The 16131-nt window shown below is 72.3% G+C and carries 18 protein-coding genes and 1 riboswitch; of the genes, 11 read left to right on the top strand and 7 right to left on the bottom strand.

The window, feature by feature from the left end; translation table 11 throughout:
• Positions 1-36: 36 nt before the first annotated feature.
• Positions 37-168, bottom strand: a riboswitch (cobalamin riboswitch).
• Positions 169-318: 150 nt separating this feature from the next.
• Both ACF1FZ_RS32090 and ACF1FZ_RS32085 read right to left on the bottom strand, forming a co-directional pair.
• Positions 319-543 carry a hypothetical protein gene (locus ACF1FZ_RS32090; protein WP_391776897.1) on the bottom strand — a complete coding sequence of 75 codons (225 nt, stop codon included), beginning with the start codon at positions 541-543 and terminating at the stop codon, positions 319-321.
• Between the two features lie 12 nt (positions 544-555).
• Complete coding sequence (locus tag ACF1FZ_RS32085) at positions 556-1806, bottom strand: anion permease (protein ID WP_391776896.1); 1251 nt, start codon at positions 1804-1806, stop codon at positions 556-558.
• 270 nt (positions 1807-2076) lie between these two features.
• Between ACF1FZ_RS32085 and ACF1FZ_RS32080 the strand changes: the two genes are divergently transcribed.
• The 6 genes from ACF1FZ_RS32080 to ACF1FZ_RS32055 all read left to right on the top strand — a co-directional run bounded on the left by ACF1FZ_RS32080 (position 2077) and on the right by ACF1FZ_RS32055 (position 9118).
• On the top strand, positions 2077-2736 hold the full coding sequence (locus tag ACF1FZ_RS32080; protein ID WP_391776895.1) for a class II aldolase/adducin family protein: 660 nt from the start codon (positions 2077-2079) through the stop codon (positions 2734-2736).
• Positions 2737-2803: 67 nt separating this feature from the next.
• Complete coding sequence (locus ACF1FZ_RS32075; protein WP_391776894.1) at positions 2804-3934, top strand: alpha/beta hydrolase; 1131 nt, start codon at positions 2804-2806, stop codon at positions 3932-3934.
• Positions 3935-4118: 184 nt separating this feature from the next.
• Positions 4119-5417, top strand: coding sequence for a hypothetical protein (locus ACF1FZ_RS32070; RefSeq protein WP_391776909.1), 1299 nt, complete (start codon positions 4119-4121; stop codon positions 5415-5417).
• Positions 5418-5999: 582 nt separating this feature from the next.
• Positions 6000-7598 carry an ABC-F family ATP-binding cassette domain-containing protein gene (locus ACF1FZ_RS32065; protein ID WP_391776893.1) on the top strand — a complete coding sequence of 533 codons (1599 nt, stop codon included), beginning with the start codon at positions 6000-6002 and terminating at the stop codon, positions 7596-7598.
• 357 nt (positions 7599-7955) lie between these two features.
• A complete protein-coding gene (locus ACF1FZ_RS32060; protein WP_006123601.1) occupies positions 7956-8177 on the top strand; it encodes a helix-turn-helix domain-containing protein in 222 nt (73 codons plus the stop codon).
• A 149-nt stretch (positions 8178-8326) separates the two neighbouring features.
• Entirely contained in the window at positions 8327-9118 is a 792-nt protein-coding gene (locus tag ACF1FZ_RS32055; protein ID WP_391776892.1) for an enoyl-CoA hydratase/isomerase family protein, read from the top strand.
• Positions 9119-9168: 50 nt separating this feature from the next.
• Here ACF1FZ_RS32055 and ACF1FZ_RS32050 read toward each other — a convergent pair whose 3' ends face one another.
• A complete protein-coding gene (locus ACF1FZ_RS32050; protein WP_391776891.1) occupies positions 9169-9864 on the bottom strand; it encodes a hypothetical protein in 696 nt (231 codons plus the stop codon).
• Between the two features lie 93 nt (positions 9865-9957).
• Here ACF1FZ_RS32050 and ACF1FZ_RS32045 point away from each other — a divergent pair, with 93 nt between their 5' ends.
• From ACF1FZ_RS32045 to amaP, 5 genes are read left to right on the top strand one after another with little or no spacing between them, the layout of a single operon-like run.
• Positions 9958-10452, top strand: a complete 495-nt coding sequence (locus ACF1FZ_RS32045; protein WP_391776890.1) for an Asp23/Gls24 family envelope stress response protein — start codon at positions 9958-9960, stop codon at positions 10450-10452.
• Positions 10453-10484: 32 nt separating this feature from the next.
• On the top strand, positions 10485-10676 hold the full coding sequence (locus tag ACF1FZ_RS32040) for a hypothetical protein (protein ID WP_031099868.1): 192 nt from the start codon (positions 10485-10487) through the stop codon (positions 10674-10676).
• A complete protein-coding gene (locus ACF1FZ_RS32035) occupies positions 10673-11026 on the top strand; it encodes a hypothetical protein (RefSeq protein WP_391776889.1) in 354 nt (117 codons plus the stop codon). The genes ACF1FZ_RS32040 and ACF1FZ_RS32035 overlap by 4 nt, the downstream gene beginning before the upstream one ends.
• A complete protein-coding gene (locus ACF1FZ_RS32030) occupies positions 11023-11709 on the top strand; it encodes a DUF6286 domain-containing protein (protein WP_391776888.1) in 687 nt (228 codons plus the stop codon). Before ACF1FZ_RS32035 ends, ACF1FZ_RS32030 begins: the two co-directional genes overlap by 4 nt.
• Positions 11710-11713: 4 nt before the next feature.
• Positions 11714-12292 carry an alkaline shock response membrane anchor protein AmaP gene (gene amaP / locus ACF1FZ_RS32025; RefSeq protein ID WP_391776887.1) on the top strand — a complete coding sequence of 193 codons (579 nt, stop codon included), beginning with the start codon at positions 11714-11716 and terminating at the stop codon, positions 12290-12292.
• Positions 12293-12347: 55 nt separating this feature from the next.
• Here the strand turns inward: amaP and ACF1FZ_RS32020 are convergent, their stop codons facing one another.
• The 4 genes from ACF1FZ_RS32020 to ACF1FZ_RS32005 all read right to left on the bottom strand — a co-directional run bounded on the left by ACF1FZ_RS32020 (position 12348) and on the right by ACF1FZ_RS32005 (position 16080).
• A complete protein-coding gene (locus ACF1FZ_RS32020) occupies positions 12348-13103 on the bottom strand; it encodes an SDR family oxidoreductase (RefSeq protein ID WP_391776886.1) in 756 nt (251 codons plus the stop codon).
• A gap of 4 nt (positions 13104-13107) precedes the next feature.
• A complete protein-coding gene (locus ACF1FZ_RS32015; RefSeq protein WP_391776885.1) occupies positions 13108-14901 on the bottom strand; it encodes a glycoside hydrolase family 15 protein in 1794 nt (597 codons plus the stop codon).
• A gap of 73 nt (positions 14902-14974) precedes the next feature.
• Complete coding sequence (locus tag ACF1FZ_RS32010; protein ID WP_391776884.1) at positions 14975-15778, bottom strand: SURF1 family protein; 804 nt, start codon at positions 15776-15778, stop codon at positions 14975-14977.
• 68 nt (positions 15779-15846) lie between these two features.
• Positions 15847-16080 (bottom strand): hypothetical protein, encoded by a 234-nt coding sequence (locus tag ACF1FZ_RS32005; RefSeq protein WP_078492597.1) that lies wholly within the window; start codon positions 16078-16080, stop codon positions 15847-15849.
• Positions 16081-16131: the final 51 nt, after the last annotated feature.

Below are 16131 nucleotides of genomic sequence, written 5' to 3'. Positions count from 1 at the left end.
AGGGTCCGCGCCCTGGTTCGACGTGACCGGCGACGAGAGTCTCCTGGCTCCCGGATCCGCAGTTCCCCCCCGGCCTTCCAGTCCGCGGTGGCGGACCGTGACTTCCGTACGGAGGCTGCTCCCCGGTGACAGTGGCGGGACCGCGCCGGACTCGCACCGGCTTCCTCTCCTGTCGCCGTAAACGGCTCCGGCAGTCCACCATGCCCCACGAATGCCCGTCAACCTGCCGTTGACCTGCGGGGCTTCGGTGTGCTCAGACGCACACCGGGCCGGACACACGTGGTGTGTCCGGCCCGGTGGGTGTCCACGTGGGAGCGGTCAGGCGACGATCAGATAGATCCCGTACGCGACCGCCGCCACGCACAGCCCGAAGCAGGCGTACGCGCCGGTGCGCACCAGGACGCCGGCACCGCCGGCCCCCTGCGCCGTGGGGACCTGCTTCGCCAGGCCCGTGATGCCGAGGGTGAAGAGGCCGACCAGTGCGACGGTGACCACGAGGCTGACGCCGAAGACGGATGCGAGAGCTGCCCAGTCGATGTTCATGCGGATCTGTCCTTACACCGTGGCCGGGTCGGCCGGGGTTCCGGCCGTGGGAACCGGGGCCGGGATGGTGGTCTTGAGGTCCGGCGGGAGGGTACCGGCGGGCGGCGGGCTGACCGCCGAGATGGCGGTGGTGACGATGCCCGCGGGCTCGGTGTCCGCGTTCACGTTGGTGTGGTCGACCGGCTTGCGGCGCGACAGCAGCCAGATGGCGGCGGAGCCGGCGACGAGGATCACGGCGACCACCGCGACACCCCAGGGGCCCTGCTTGGTCAGGAACTCGGCGCCCGCCCCGATCAGACCGGCGGCCGGCAGGGTCAGGCCCCACGCGACGAACATCCGGGTGGCGGTGGACCAGCGGACCGTGCCGCCCTTGCGGCCGAGACCCGCGCCCATGACGGCCCCGGAGCACGACTGCGTGGTGGAGAGCGAGAAACCGAGGTGCGAGGAGGCCAGGATGACCGTGGCCGCGCTCGTCTGGGCCGCGAAGCCCTGCGGCGGGCGGAGGTCGGTGAGACCGCTGCCCATGGTGCGGATGATGCGCCAGCCGCCGAGATAGGTGCCCAGCGCGATGGCGATACCGGCGGAGGCGATGACCCAGACCGGCGGGTTGGAGCCGGGGGCGAGGACCCCGCCGGTGACCAGGGCCAGGGTGATGATGCCCATGGTCTTCTGCGCGTCGTTGGTGCCGTGGGCGAGCGAGACGAGACCGGCCGAGGCGATCTGGCCGGCGCGGTAACCCTTGGCGGTCGACTTCAGCTGGGCCTCGTCGGTGATCTTCCGGTTGAGGCGGTACGTCAGCCTCGTGGCCAGCAGCGCGGCGACACCGGCGACGAGCGGCGCGGCGACCGCGGGCAGCAGGACCTTGGTGACGACGGTGCCGCCGTCGATCGAGGACCACCCGGCCGACATGACCGCGGCGCCGATGAGACCGCCGAAGAGCGCGTGGGAGGAACTGGAGGGCAGGCCGACCAGCCAGGTCAGCAGATTCCACAGGATGGCGCCGACGAGCGCGGCGAAGATGACCTCGGTTCTGAGACCGTCCTCATTGATGATGCCGCCGGAGATCGTCTTGGCGACCTCCACCGACAGGAACGCGCCTACGAGGTTGAGAACGGCGGACATGGCCACCGCTGTCTTGGGCTTGAGAGCGCCGGTCGAGATGGTGGTGGCCATCGCGTTGGCGGTGTCGTGGAAACCGTTCGTGAAATCGAACACGAGAGCTGTCACGATCACGATCGCGAGCAGCAGCGTGATGTGTTCCATTTACCCAGGCAATCGTTCGACGTCATTGGCACGTGGAACGTAAGCAACCAGGATGAACGGAAGGTGAACTGGGCAGGGCGTCACGGTGACCCCAACCGCATGCGCCGGTTCCGCTTGTGTGCGTGGAGGGTGCGCCGGAGATCCCCGGACCGGTGCGGGAACCGGCACCCGCCCGGTCTCCGCCCGGTATCGGCCCCGCGGCCGTCAACCGGCGTCCTGCCCGGGTGTCCCTCCGAAGAGACCTCGGTCACGTGACCCTAGGATCACCGCATGAGTGACGTGGACGAGGACGCGATCCGACAGGCGTGGGACGGTGTCGTGGCGACGGCCCGGAGAACGGCGGCGGAGGGCCTGGTCGTCGGCACCTCGGGCAACGTCTCGGCCCGGGCCGGCGGACTCGTCCTGGTCACCCCCAGCGGGGTGCCCTACGACCGGCTCGGCCCCGGGGACGCGGTCGGCGTCGACCTCGAAGGACGCCAGGTCCTCGGCGAGCTGGCCCCCACCAGCGAGCTCCCGCTCCACCTGGCCGTCTACCGCCACAGCGACGCCGCGGCCGTCGTCCACACCCACGCGGTGCACGCCACGGCCGTCTCCACCCTCGTCACCGAGATACCGCTCGTCCACTACGCCGCCGCCCTGCTCGGCGGCCCCGTCCGCACCGCCGCCTACGCGCGCTACGGGACGCCGGAACTCGCCGGCAACATGCTGGCCGCCCTGCGCGGGCGCACCGGCTGCCTGCTGCAGAACCACGGCACGGTCACCTACGGGAGCACCCTCGACGAGGCCTACGACCGCACCGCCCAGCTCGAGTGGATGTGCAGGCTCTGGCTCACCGCGAGCTCGGTGCCCGGCCACCGGCCGTCCCTCCTCACCCCGGCCCAGCTGCGCGACGTGCAGGACGCCCTGGAGGGGTACGGCCAGCCCGGCTGAGCCCGGCGCCACCCCGTACGGCCGTTGCCTACTGGCCGTCGGCGCCGCCGCCCAGGACACTGGTGCCGTGCGCCCGGCAACAGCGGCGGCAGTGGCCGCCACCTCGGTCCTCGGCGTCGGCGCGGCAGCGGTCGCCGCCGGCCGCTACGCCAGCGACGCCGCTCTCGGGGCGGCCTCGCCACGCCCCTTCCCGGCCGACCGCCGACTCACCGTCCACGCCACGGCGGCCGGGCGGATCGCCCTGACCCGCTCCTTCTCCGCGCTGCGCCCCGGCACGTACGGGCTCACCGGGCGCGGGGTCCACGCGGTGGTCGGCCCGGTGACGGAGCAGGCGCCCCACGGTTCGGCCGACACCGTCGTACGCCGGCTGGAAGGCGTGACCCTCGGCAGCCTCAAGCGGGGCGCCAAGGTCCGCCTCACCCCGGAGCTCCACCGCGGTGACCCGCTCACCGCCCTCGGCCTCACGTACAAGGAGGCCGAGGTCCCCGGCGAGCTCGGCGCCCTGCCCGCCTGGTTCGTCCCCGGTGCCCGCGACACCTGGGTGATCGCCGTGCACGGCCTCGGCACCACCCGGGACCACCCCATGAACCTGATGGGATTCCTGCACGCCCAGCAGTTCCCCGTGCTCGCCCTCGCCTACCGCGGTGACGCGGGCGCCCCGCGCTCCCCGGACGGACTCGCCCACCTCGGCGAGTCCGAATGGCGCGACCTCGACGCCGCCATCCGCTACGCCGTGCGCTACGGGGCCGAGGACGTCATCCTCCACGGCTGGTCGTCCGGCGCCTCGATGGCCCTGCACGCGGCCGTCAACTCCGCCCTCCGCGACCGCATCCGCGGCCTCGTCCTCGACTCCCCGGTCATGGACTGGAAGACCACCCTGCGCGCTCTCGCCTCGGCCCGGGGCGTCCCCTCCGCGCTGCTGCCCCTCGCCGTCCGGGCGGCCCAGGGCCAGACCGGGCTGCACGGCGCCCGGCTCCTGGACACCTCGGTGCCGACGGCCCTGCACGCCCCCACCCTGATCGTCCACGGCCCCGACGACACCCTGGCCCCCTGGGAGCCGTCCAGGGAGCTCGCCGCACGCCGCCCCGACCTGGTGAGCCTCCACTCCGTACCGCAGGCTCCGCATGCGGCGATGTGGAATGCCGACCCCACCGGCTACGAAGAGGCGCTACGGCGCTTCCTCACGCCCCTGATGTGAGCTGATGGGCCGGAACCGCCCGGTTGGTGCCCGGCCCCGAAGCCCTTCGAACCCCGGTGACACGGCTTCCGTTTGGGCTTTCGGCCCGTCAGAGGCAAGACTGCTCCTCGTGACGTCCCGTACCCCGCGCGACTCCAGGCTGCGACTTGTCCGCCCGCGACCCCAGGCGACCGCCCGTAAGGCCGTGACGACCCGGCGCACCAGGCCGGCGCCCCGCCCACCCGAGGGCACACCGCCCCCGGCGGAACTGGCACGCCAGGCCAGGGCCGTACTGGCCGACGCCGTGCGGATCGCCCGCTGGGCCGCGGACGGCACGAGCCCGGGCTCCGCCCCGCTCGCCGCCCAGGTCCTGGAACGGGCCGCCGCCGCGCTCGAACTGTCCCCGGCCCAGGTGCGGACCGGCTGGGACCGGGCCAGGCTGGCCGGGCTCATCGAACTGCACGGCGACACCGCCCGCCCCGGATGGCGGCTGCGCGCCTGGGACCGTGACGATTCGGCCGTGCTCCGCGGCTGGGTGGCGCTCTTCGACGCCTGGTCGCTCGTCCACGCCTCGCCCGAGGGCATCGAGGCCACCGCCGTGGCGGAGGCCGTCGAGGCCGTGCCCCAGGTGCTCTCCCTCCTCCAGCTCTCGGCGGGGCCGGTCACCGTGCCCGCGCTCCTCGACCTGCTCGGACAGCGCGTCGCGGAACTCCACGAGGAACGCTGCGAGGTGCCGTACGGTCAGCAGGAGCAGCCCGCCCCCGCCGGGGGGCGGCCCGCCGACCTCAACGCGCTGCTGCTCGACTGGGCCCTGGAGGGTCTCGCCTCCGTCGGCGCCCTCACGCTCGGCCCGGGTCACGCCACTCTCACCCCGCTGGGCAACTGGGCGGTCTGGGTCAAGCTGGAGCAGATCTGCGTCGCCGCCCAGAGCCCGGCCGGAAACATCGAGCAGTCCGCGGCCGACATGCTGCTCGGCTGCGCACGGCTCACCCCTGGCCCGGCCCGCGCCGAATACCGGGCCTGGCTCGCCGCCCGGCCCGTCGGCAGCGCCGTGACCGAACTGCTGGCCGTCGCCCGAGGCGAGGACGCCCTGCTGCGCGGCCTCGCCTTCGAGGCCCTGCGCGTCGTAGGGGCCCCCGCGGAGCCCGTCGTCCGCTCCGTCGCCACCGAAGCGCCGCTGCGTCCGTACGCACTGCTCTGGCTCGCCGAGTACGAGGGCACCGACCCGGACGACGCCCAGGACGTCCTCAGCCGTGAGGAAGCCACCTGGCTCTGGGTGGACACCGCCGCGGCCGTGGCCGACCACGGCGAGACGGGCCTGCTGGTCCGTCATCTCGATTCGGCCGTCCAGGGCACGGTCCCCGCGCTCCTGGACGAGGTACGGGCCGTAGGGCACCCGCGGACCGTCCAGGTGCTGGTCGCCCTGGCCGCCGCCCACCCGGACCCGGCCCTCGCCAAAGCCGTACGCCGCGCCGCCTTCCAGGTGCACAACGGCGGGGTGTGACCGCGAGGCCCGCGAAGTCCCGGGCGAGGCCCGGTCCGAGGGGAGCGGGGCCCGGAGCTCCGGACGCCGCCCTCCGGGCCCCGCGCCGCGCAGCCGCGCGAGCCGCGGCCCCGGCGGGCGGGCAGCAGGGCCTCCGTCCCGGTGCCCGCCATCGCCTGGGCGAAGGCGCCCGCACCCCTCCGAAGCGGTCCTCGCCCCGTTGTTGCCGCAGGGCGGCTCGGCACGGGGGACGCTGCCGTTCCTCCCTTCGTGCACCGCTTCCCCGGTGATACTCCGGGACCCGCGACGGCACCCCGGTCTCCCGCTCACGGACGCCTTTCGACGTGATCTCCGTCTCGCTGCCCCGCCGGTCGCAGGCCACCTCCGCGAAAGCGCGGCCGGTGCCGGTGGCGGGGTGGCAGACGGGCCGGCACCGCCGGGTGGCGCACCCGCGGCGCCGCGCCGACGGGGCAGGAGCATGACGAAAAGCAGGTGGACACCGCCAGTAGACTGAGTCCCATGGCAATTCTCCTTGTGCATTAGGCGGCGTCGAGTCGTGAGCCCGCTGTCCCTCCGCCGTCCATACCGCCCTGGAGTATTTCCGTGATCACCGCTTCCGGCATCGAGCTGCGCGCCGGCGCACGCATCCTCATCGAGTCCGCCTCCTTCCGCATCGCCAAGGGCGACCGCATCGGCCTGGTCGGCCGCAACGGCGCGGGCAAGACCACGCTCACCAAGTGCCTTGCGGGTGAGGGGACGCCGGCCGGCGGCACCATCACCAACAGCGGCGAGGTCGGCTACCTCCCGCAGGACCCCCGCACCGGCGACCTCGACGTCCTGGCCCGCGACCGCATCCTCTCGGCCCGCGGACTCGACGAGATCCTGCGCAAGATGCGGGAGAACGAGGAGCGGATGGCGAACGGCAAGGGCGCCACCCGCGAGAAGGCGATGAAGCGCTACGAGCGACTGGAGACGGAGTTCCTCACCAAGGGCGGGTACGCCGCCGAGGCCGAGGCCGCCACCATCGCCGCCGCGCTCAGCCTGCCCGACCGGGTGCTCGGCCAGCCCCTGCACACCCTCTCCGGCGGCCAGCGCCGCCGTGTCGAGCTCGCCCGCATCCTGTTCTCGGACGCCGACACCCTGCTCCTGGACGAGCCCACCAACCACCTCGACGCGGACTCGATCGTCTGGCTGCGCGACTACCTCAAGACGTACCGCGGCGGCTTCATCGTGATCTCCCACGATGTCGAGCTCGTCGAGACGGTGGTCAACAAGGTGTTCTACCTCGACGCCAACCGCGCGCAGATCGACATCTACAACATGGGCTGGAAGCTCTACCAGCAGCAGCGCGAGGCCGACGAGAAGCGCCGCAAGCGCGAGCGTCAGAACGCCGAGAAGAAGGCCGCGACCCTCAACGCGCAAGCCGACAAGATGCGCGCCAAGGCGACCAAGACCGTCGCGGCCCAGAACATGGCCAAGCGGGCCGACCGTCTGCTCTCGGGGCTGGAGGCCGTGCGGGTCTCCGACAAGGTGGCGAAGCTGCGCTTCCCGGACCCGTCCCCGTGCGGCAAGACCCCGCTGATGGCCGAGGGCCTGTCCAAGTCCTACGGCTCACTGGAGATCTTCACCGACGTCGACCTCGCCATCGACAAGGGGTCACGCGTCGTCATCCTCGGGCTCAACGGTGCGGGCAAGACCACGCTGCTGCGGCTCCTCGGCGGCGCCGAGAAGCCCGACACCGGCCAGGTCATCGAGGGACACGGCCTCAAGCTCGGCTACTACGCCCAGGAGCACGAGACCCTGGACCCGGAGCGCACGGTCCTGGAGAACATGCGCTCCGCGGCGCCCGACCTCGATCTCGTCGAGGTACGCAAGACCCTCGGATCCTTCCTCTTCTCCGGTGACGACGTGGACAAGCCCGCCGGAGTGCTCTCCGGCGGGGAGAAGACCCGGCTCGCCCTGGCGACGCTCGTCGTCTCCTCCGCCAACGTGCTGCTGCTCGACGAGCCGACGAACAACCTCGACCCGGCCAGCCGCGAGGAGATCCTCGGGGCCCTGCGCACGTACAAGGGTGCCGTCGTCCTCGTCACCCACGACGAGGGCGCGGTCGAGGCGCTCCAGCCGGAGCGGATCATCCTGCTGCCCGACGGGGTCGAGGACCTCTGGGGTGCGGACTACCGGGACCTGGTCGCCCTCGCCTGACCCGCACGCGCCCCCGGGTCCGGGGAGAAGCCCGGTGATCCAACGCGTCTGGATCATTCGGCCCATCGGTGATCCGTCATCTGGGTGAGCGGGTCTCGTACCCCGGCGCGGCGCCCGGCGGCTATCTGCCGGGCGCACTCGTTTCGGGCCGCCCCACCAGGTACGGCTCTGACCTGCCTCTTCTCCCCGCACTCCGCCCCACGGGGCCGCGAGACACCCTGGAATTCTGAGTTCCATTTGTGTCGGACCGCTTCGGGGCGGTGAATCCCGCCGTACATACCTTGCCGAATGGGTGGCCATGAAGCCGGGAAGGGGTGATCATGAGAGTTCAGAGCGCACTTCCTTGAGGAGGCACGGGTGGCCGAGACTCTGAAGAAGGGCAGCCGGGTGACCGGCGCCGCGCGCGACAAGCTCGCGGCAGACCTGAAGAAGAAGTACGACTCCGGTGCAAGCATCCGGGCGCTGGCCGAGGAAACCGGCCGCTCCTACGGATTCGTCCACCGGATGCTCAGCGAGTCCGGAGTCACGCTGCGGGGACGCGGCGGGGCTACTCGAGGCAAGAAGGCCGCTTCGGCCTGACGGCGGGCAGCGGCCCGGGGACGGCCGAGGCCGGCTCCGGGGCTCACCGGAACACCGGGTGGCCACCCGGTCGATCGTCAGGTCGCCCGGGTGGTTACTGTTCAGTTACTTGCCAGTAAGTGCTGACTGCACCCGATCCGGAGGCCTCCATGACCTCGCTCGACTCCGTGCTCGACAAGGATGGCGTACGGCTCACCGTCGAAGACGCGGTTGCCACGGTGACGCTCACCAACCCGGCCAAGCGCAACGCTCAGTCTCCCGCTCTGTGGCGGGCGTTGGCAGAGGCCGGACGGGCGCTCCCCGGCAGTGTGCGGGTCGTCGTGCTGCGCGGTGAGGGCAAGTCCTTCTCCGCGGGCCTCGACCGGCAGGCATTCGCACCGGAAGGATTCGACGGCGAGCCTTCCTTCCTCGACATGGCGCGCGGCCCGGAAGCCGAGCTCGACGCGATCATCGCCGAGTACCAGGAGGCCTTCACCTGGTGGCGCCGCAACGACATCGTGTCGATCGCGACCGTCCAGGGACACGCGATCGGCGCGGGCTTCCAGCTCGCCCTCGCCTGCGATCTGCGGATCGTCGCCGAGGACGTGCAGTTCGCGATGCGTGAGACCAGCCTCGGCCTCGTCCCCGACCTCACGGGCACCCACCCCCTGGTGAACCTCGTGGGTTACGCCCGCGCGCTCGAGATCTGCGCCACCGGGCGCTTCGTGCACGCGGAGGAGGCCGAGCGCACCGGTCTCGCCAACCTCGTGGTCCCCGCAGACCAGCTCGACGCCGCGGGGGCCGACCTGGCCGCGGCCCTGCTCGCCGCCCCGCGCGACGCGGTCGTCGAGACCAAGGCACTGCTGAGCGGCGCACTCTCGCGTGACTACGAGGAGCAGCGCACCGCCGAGCGGGCCGCCCAGGGCCGCCGCCTGCGCGACCTCGCCGGCCTCTCCGACTGAAAAGACGGAAACCCGGCACACGCTGCCCCCGCCGTCCGGCGGGGGCAGCGTCACGCGCGGTCCACGACGGCCGTGACCAGCACGGCGACCGTCGGACGGCCTTCCACGGCCCCGGCCACCGCCTCACGCACCGCCTGCGCCACATCGAACGCGCGGTGGTCCCCGGCCGTCGCCAGCTCCAGCCGGACATGCCCCTCCGTGTGCTGCACGGCACCGCCCAGTACCCGCGTCAGCGACACCACGCCCGGGACCCCGGCCGCCGCCCTCGCGGCAGCCCCCTCAGGTGCCGCCGCGAGCATCTCGGCGGCCGGAGCCCTGGCCGGCGCCGGCTCCTCCTCCAGCAGCTCCGTCACCCGGAGGTCCACCTCGTCGACCACCAGACCGAGCCGCTGGACCGCCACCGTCAGCAGAGCCGCGCGCAGCGCGTCCGCCGTCACGGTCAGTGGCCGCCGCGCCGTCGCGGAGAAACCGGCCTCGATCCGCAGCGGGCCGGGCGGCAGTGCGCTGGGAGGCCCCGGCACCACCGGGTCCGGGGCGTGGTCCCCGTCGGCAGGGGCGATCCTGAGCGTGCCCAGGACGGCCCCCGTTCCGGCGGCGGCGTCCCGCAGCACCGTCGTCGCCGCTCGTTCCGCGATCCAGGAACCGCCGGCGGGGCCACCCAGAGGGAGCAATCTGCCCAGACCGAGCCGTTGGCGTACCGCGGCGGTCCATCCGTCGGCCCGGTGCGGGCTGTCAGCCGTTGTCATTGCTCCACCCTGCCTCATCCACGGCGCGGGACCACGGAAGCGCACTTACTGTGAGCCACGGAAGTACAACCCGCCCCGAAGGGAAGAGCGGCGATGACCGAGAGCCCACAGCGGAACCGGCCCGACAGCCCCGGCAGTGTGACCGGCGGGGACGACGGCAGGCAGAGCCAGTTCAGCAAGCGCGGCGGGGGAGCCCCCGCGACCCGCGGTCGCACCACCATCGCCGACGGTGTGGTCGAGAAGATCGCCGGAATGGCGGCACGGGACATCGCCGGTGTCCACGCCATGGGCAGCGGCCTCTCCCGGACGTTCGGCGCGGTCCGCGACCGCGTTCCCGGCGGCAACAAGTCCGTGTCCCGCGGCGTCAAGGCGGAGGTCGGCGAGTCGCAGGCCGCGGTCGATCTGGAGATCGTCGTCGACTACGGCGTGGCCATCAGAGAAGTGGCCCGCGACGTGCGCGAGAACGTCATCGCGGCGGTCGAGCGGATGACCGGCCTGGAGGTCGTCGAGGTCAACATCGCCGTGAGCGACGTGAAACTGCCCGACGAGGAGGACGACGAGGACGAGTCGGAGTCCCGCGTTCAGTAGATCTGTCACGTCCGGCAGTTGAGGAGCACACGATGAGCATGGCTGTGGTCGGCCTGGTGGCCGGCATGGCACTCGGTTTCGCCGGGTACTTCGGCGGGTTCGGGGCCTTTCTTCTGGTGGCCGCGCTGGGCGCGGTCGGCTTCGTCGCCGGCCGCTTCCTGGACGGCGACCTGGAACCCGGCGACTTCTTCCGGAGTCGCGAGCGCGGCGACCGGCGACGGTGACGGGGATGACAGGCCGGGTCGACGCCGCCGGGCGCGGGCAGACCCGGGTCGCCGACCGGGTCGTCGCGAAGATCGCCGCCCAGGCGGCCAAGGAGGCGGCCGGCGAACGGCCCGAGGGCGCCGCCACGCCGCGTGCCACCGTCACCGTGCACCAGGACACCGCGCGGGTCCGGGTCAGCCTCGACCTCGCCTACCCCTGCGACATCGGCCGTCGGTGCGGCTCGGTGCGCCGTCGCGTGACCGAGCGGGTAAGAACCCTGGCGGGGATGGAGGTACCCGAAGTGGCGGTGCAGGTCGAACGGCTGTATCCGTCGGGAGCGGGCACCGCACCGGAGGGGAGCATCCGATGACCGAGCCCCACGAGCCGGAGAACAGTACGCGGCACCTGTCCACCACCGAGCCGGCGCCACCGGGCGGCGTGCTGGAGGCGGACCGGTCCGCGTCGGACTCGTCCTACGAACCCGTCCCCGCACCGGACCACCGGGGCGGCCGGACGGGCCGGTTCTGGTCCGGGCGCAGAATCCCCGCGGCGCTGGTCGCCCTGATCGTCCTCGGCGGTTGCGGGCTCCTGCTCTACGACATCGCGGCGGTGCGGGCCGGCCGCCCCGCCATGCAGTGGCGGCGCTCCGTCGCCGACGACCTGGCGAGCCGTCATCTCGACGACGTGTGGGTCCTGGCAGGGTCCGCCCTCGCGGCCGCACTCGGTCTCTGGCTCCTGCTCCTGGCCCTCACCCCCGGACTGCGCGCCCTCCTCCCCATGAGCCGCCACCACGCCGGCGTACGTGCCGGACTCGACCGGACCGCCGCCGCCCGCGTCCTGCGCGACCGGGCCGTGAAGGTGTCCGGGGTGCAGTCCGCCCGGGTGAAGGTGAGACGGCGCAAGGCGACCGTGCGGGCCCTCTCGCACTTCCGTGAACTCGACGACGTCAGGGCCGACCTGGACGACGTCCTCGGCAGGGCCGTCAGCGAACTGGGTCTGGCCCGGCCGCCCGGCCTCTCCGTGCGTGTACGCCGACCTGCGAAGAAGGGGTGACCCCGTGATCAGATCCGTGAACCGGGTCCTGCTCGGTCTGGCAGGACTGGTCCTCCTCGTCCTCGGCGCCGCCGTCCTCGTGTCCGGGCTCGGTCTGTCCGTACCCTCCTGGCTGCCCTTCGACGGCACGGAGGACGTGCTGCTCAGCAAGGCCGACCGGACCAGGTGGCGGGACGAGGGCTGGTGGTGGCCCGTCGTCATCGCGCTCCTCGCCGTCCTGGTGGTGCTCGCGCTGTGGTGGTTCCTGGCCCAACTGCGCCGGGGGCACCTCGCCGAGGTGCTGGTCGACAGTGGCGACGGCGAGGGCGCGCTGCTGCGCGGCAGGGCTCTGGAGGGCGCGCTGGCCGACGAGGCGGGTGCGCTGGGCGGGGTGTCCGACGCCAAGGCCACGCTGACCGGCCGGCGCACCGCACCGCGGGCCCGGGTCCGGCTGCTGATGGAGCCGCACGCGGCCCCCGGGCCGGCGCTGCGTGGCCTTTCCGAGGGGGCCCTGGAACACGCCCGGACCTCGGCGGGGCTGGACGAACTGCCCGCCGAGGTCCGGCTGAAAGCGGTCAAGCACCGGGCGGAACGCGTGAACTGACGGCGCGAAGGACCGCGCGGAGCGGGTCAGGCGGCGGTCCGTCGGCGCGGGAGCGTCAGAAACCGTGCCGGGCGCCGCCGTCGACCGGCACCATGATGCCCGTCAGGTAGGAGGCGGCGGGGGAGAGCAGGAAGGCGGAGGTCTTCCCGAACTCCTCCGGGGTGCCGTAACGGCGCAGCGGGATACGCGCCTCGTTGGCCGTACGGGAGGCCTCCGCGTCGCCGGACAGGGCGTCGAGCTCACGCACCCGGTCCGTGTCGATCCGGGACGGCAGGACCCCGACGACCCGGATGCCGCGCGGGCCCAGTTCGTCGGCGAGGGACTTGGCGAAGCCGGCGAGGCCGGGGCGCAGTCCGTTGGAGATCGTCAGACCGGCGATCGGCTCGTGCACGGATCCGGAGAGCACGAAGCCGATGACCCCGCCCTCGCCGAGCGCCTCGGCCGCCGTACGGGCCAGACGTACGGCACCGAGGAACACCGACTCGAAGGCCGACTGCCACTGGTCGTCCGTGTTGTCGGCCATGAAGCCCGGCGCGGGGCCGCCGACGCTGATGAGGATGCCGTCCAGTCGGCCGAAACGTTCCTTCGCGGCGTCCACCAGGCGTCGGGCGGCCAAGGGGTCGGCGTTGTCCGCACCGAGCCCGAGTGCGTCGGGGCCCAGCTCGGCGGCTGCCTCGGCGGCGGCCTCCTCGTCACGGCCGGAAATGACCACCTTCGCCCCGTCGGCGGCGAGAGCACGCGCGGTGGCGTTGCCCAGCCCCCGGGTCGCACCGGTGACGATGTACACACGGTCCTTCAGTCCAAGATCCATGGTCCTATCCTGCCAAGTCCGCACGGGCCAGGTCGACCGCACTGTTCACCAGACCGATGTGGCTGAAGGCCTGCGGGTAGTTGCCGAGCTGGCGCCCGGCCGCCGGGTCGTACTCCTCGGCCAGCAGCCCCACGTCGTTGCGCAGGTCCAGCAGCCGCTCGAAGAGCACCTCGGCCTCGTCCCTGCGGCCCGTCCGCAGCAGGGCGTCGACCAGCCAGAACGAACATGCGAGGAATGCCCCCTCGTCACCGGGAAGGCCGTCCACCGACGCGCCCTCGGTGCTGTAGCGGCGGATCAGACCGTCGTGGGCGAGCTCGCTGCGCACCGCGTCGACGGTCCCGATCACCCTGGGGTCGCCGGGGGGCAGGAAGCCGGTACGCACGATGAGCAGCGTCGAGGCGTCCAGCTCCTGGGAGCCGTAGTACTGGGTGAAGGTGTTGCGTACGGGGTCATAACCCTTCTCGCAGACTTCCGCGTGCACGGCGTCCCGCATCGCCCGCCACCGGTCGGCGTCACCCGGCAGACCGGGGTTCTCCTCCAGGGTGCGCACCGCACGGTCGGCCGCGACCCACGCCATCACCTTGGAGTGCACGAAGTGGCGGCGCTCCCCGCGGACCTCCCACAGACCCTCGTCCGGTTCGCGCCAGGCGGCCTCCAGGAAGCCGAGCAGACTGAGCTGCAGGTTCCAGGCGTGCGTCTTGTCGTCGAGACCGGCCTCACGGGCCACCCTGAGCGAGTCGATGACCTCGCCGTACACATCGAGCTGCCGTTGCCGTACCGCCGCGTTGCCCGTGCGGACCGGGGCGGAGTTCTCGTAGCCGCTCAGCCACGGCAGCTCCGTCTCCGGCAGTCTGCGCTCACCGGCGAGGCCGTACATGATCTGGAGGTCCGCGGGATCGCCGGCCACGGCCCGCAGCAGCCAGTCCCGCCACGCAGCCGCCTCCTCCACGTACCCGGCCGAGATCATGGCCCCGAGGGTGAGGGTGGAGTCCCGCAGCCAGCAGTAGCGGTAGTCCCAGTTCCGTACGCCCCCGATCTCCTCGGGCAGCGAGGTCGTGAGGGCCGCCACGATTCCGCCGGTGGGGGCGTAGGTGAGCGCCTTCAGGGTGATCAGGGAGCGGAGCACCGCCTGCCGGTGCCTGCCGTGGTAGGTGCACTGCGCGGCCCATTCCGCCCAGTCGGCGAGGGTGTGCTTCAACGACTCGTAAGGGTCGATCAGCTTCGGGCGGGGGGAGTGCGAGGGGTGCCAGGTGAGGACGAATGCCACGGACTCACCCTCGGCGACCGTGAAGGAGGAGCACGTGCTGTACTCCTGGCCCCAGGTCTTGACCGGCGGCTCGCTGCGCAGCCAGACGGAGTCGGGGCCCGCGACGGCCACGCGGTGACCGTGCGAGCGGCGCATCCACGGGACCACGGAACCGAAGTCGAACCGCAGCCGCAGCACGGAACTCATGTCGACGCTGCCGCTGACACCCTCGACGATCCGCATGACGTCCGGCGCCTTGTCGCGCTGCGGCATGAAGTCGACGACCTTCACGGTCCCGGTCCTGGTCTCCCAGAAGGTCTCCAGGACCAGGGAGTCGTCCACGTAGGCGCGCCGGGTGCAGGTCTCCGTGCTGTCCGTGCCCTGGGGGGCGATACGCCAGTGGCCGTTCTCCTCGTCTCCCAGCAGGGCCGCGAAGCAGGCACCCGAGTCGAAGCGGGGCAGACACAGCCAGTCGACGGAACCGTTCCTGCCGATCAGGGCGCCCGTCTGGAGATCGCCGATGATGGCGTAGTCCTCGATAGGTGGGGTCACGCTGTGGCGTCTTCCCGGACCTCGGCCCCGTTAAGCAGCGAAACCGGTACGAACAGAACCGGCGGCACGGAGCTCAGGCGGTCGCCGGTTCCGGCTGGGCCGCCTTCTCGCCGTCCTCGCCGCCCCTGGCGGCCTCTTCGCGGTCGCGCTTCTCGCGGCGTACGAGGATGAACCAGCCGACGGGGACCCCTGCGGTGAACAGCCACCACTGGACGGCGTACGCCATGTGAGGGCCGATGGAGCTGTCGTCGGGGGCGGCGATCGTCTCGGGGCTGCCGTCCGCGGGTTCGGGGCCGGTCAGCTCGACGTACCCGCCCAGTACGGGGCGGCCGAGCAACTGCGACTGCTGCGAGCTGTTCATCAGCATCACCTGGCGGTCCGGCAGGCCCTCGAGGTCCTTGATGCCGCTGGCCCCCGTCGTCTCGTCCGCCTTGAGCCGGCCCGTGACGGTGACCTCGCCGCGGGGCGGGGCGGGGACCTCCGGATAGGTCCGCTGGTCGGCGGCGGCCGGCACCCAGCCCCGGTTGACCAGGACGGTGCCCCCGCCCTTGAGGTCCAGCGGGGTCAGGACGAGTACGCCGATGCGTTCGTCCCGCGAGGTACGGCGGCGTACGACCACCTCGTGCTCGGTGTCGAACGTCCCCGTGGCCGTCACGGCGCGCCAGTAGTCGGAGCGGGGCACCGTGTGCCCGGGAGAGGTGAGGCGGGTGACGGGGACCGGGTCCGCCTCCAGGTTCCGCGTGATCAGCGCGTTCTGCTCGACCCGGTGTTCATGCCGGTGGAACTGCCAGAAACCCAGCTCCACCATCGTGGGAATCATGGCCAGGACGAGGAGGGTGAGAATCACCCACTGCCGGGTCAACAGGAAGCGGTACACCCCATGACCGTACAGCCGGGGCCATGGGGTGCGGCACGGAGGGTCCCCCGTGCGGACGGGGCGGCTCGTCATACTTTGTCCACGATGCCCGTCCTTCCTTCGGCGCGGGCGCAGTGGCCGCCGCAGTACCAGTGACCGTCGACCTCGACGCCCTGGCCGATGACCTGGACCCGGCAGTGCTCACAGATGGGCGCCATGCGGTGGATGGCGCAGGAGAAGCAGTCGAAGACATGCACCGCCCCCTGCGCGTGCACCTCGAAGGACATCCCGTAGTCGTTTCCGCAAACCTCACAACGTGCCATGCGCCACAGGGTGGGGCGCCGGGCGGCGGCGGGCGAGCCGGTGCGGGGCGA

This window comes from Streptomyces sp. NPDC014623 (assembly GCF_043088245.1).
In the GTDB taxonomy this organism is placed as follows: Bacteria; Actinomycetota; Actinomycetes; order Streptomycetales; family Streptomycetaceae; genus Streptomyces.
Note: the sequence above shows the minus strand (reverse complement) of the source record. Positions and strands in the feature narration are given on the sequence as shown.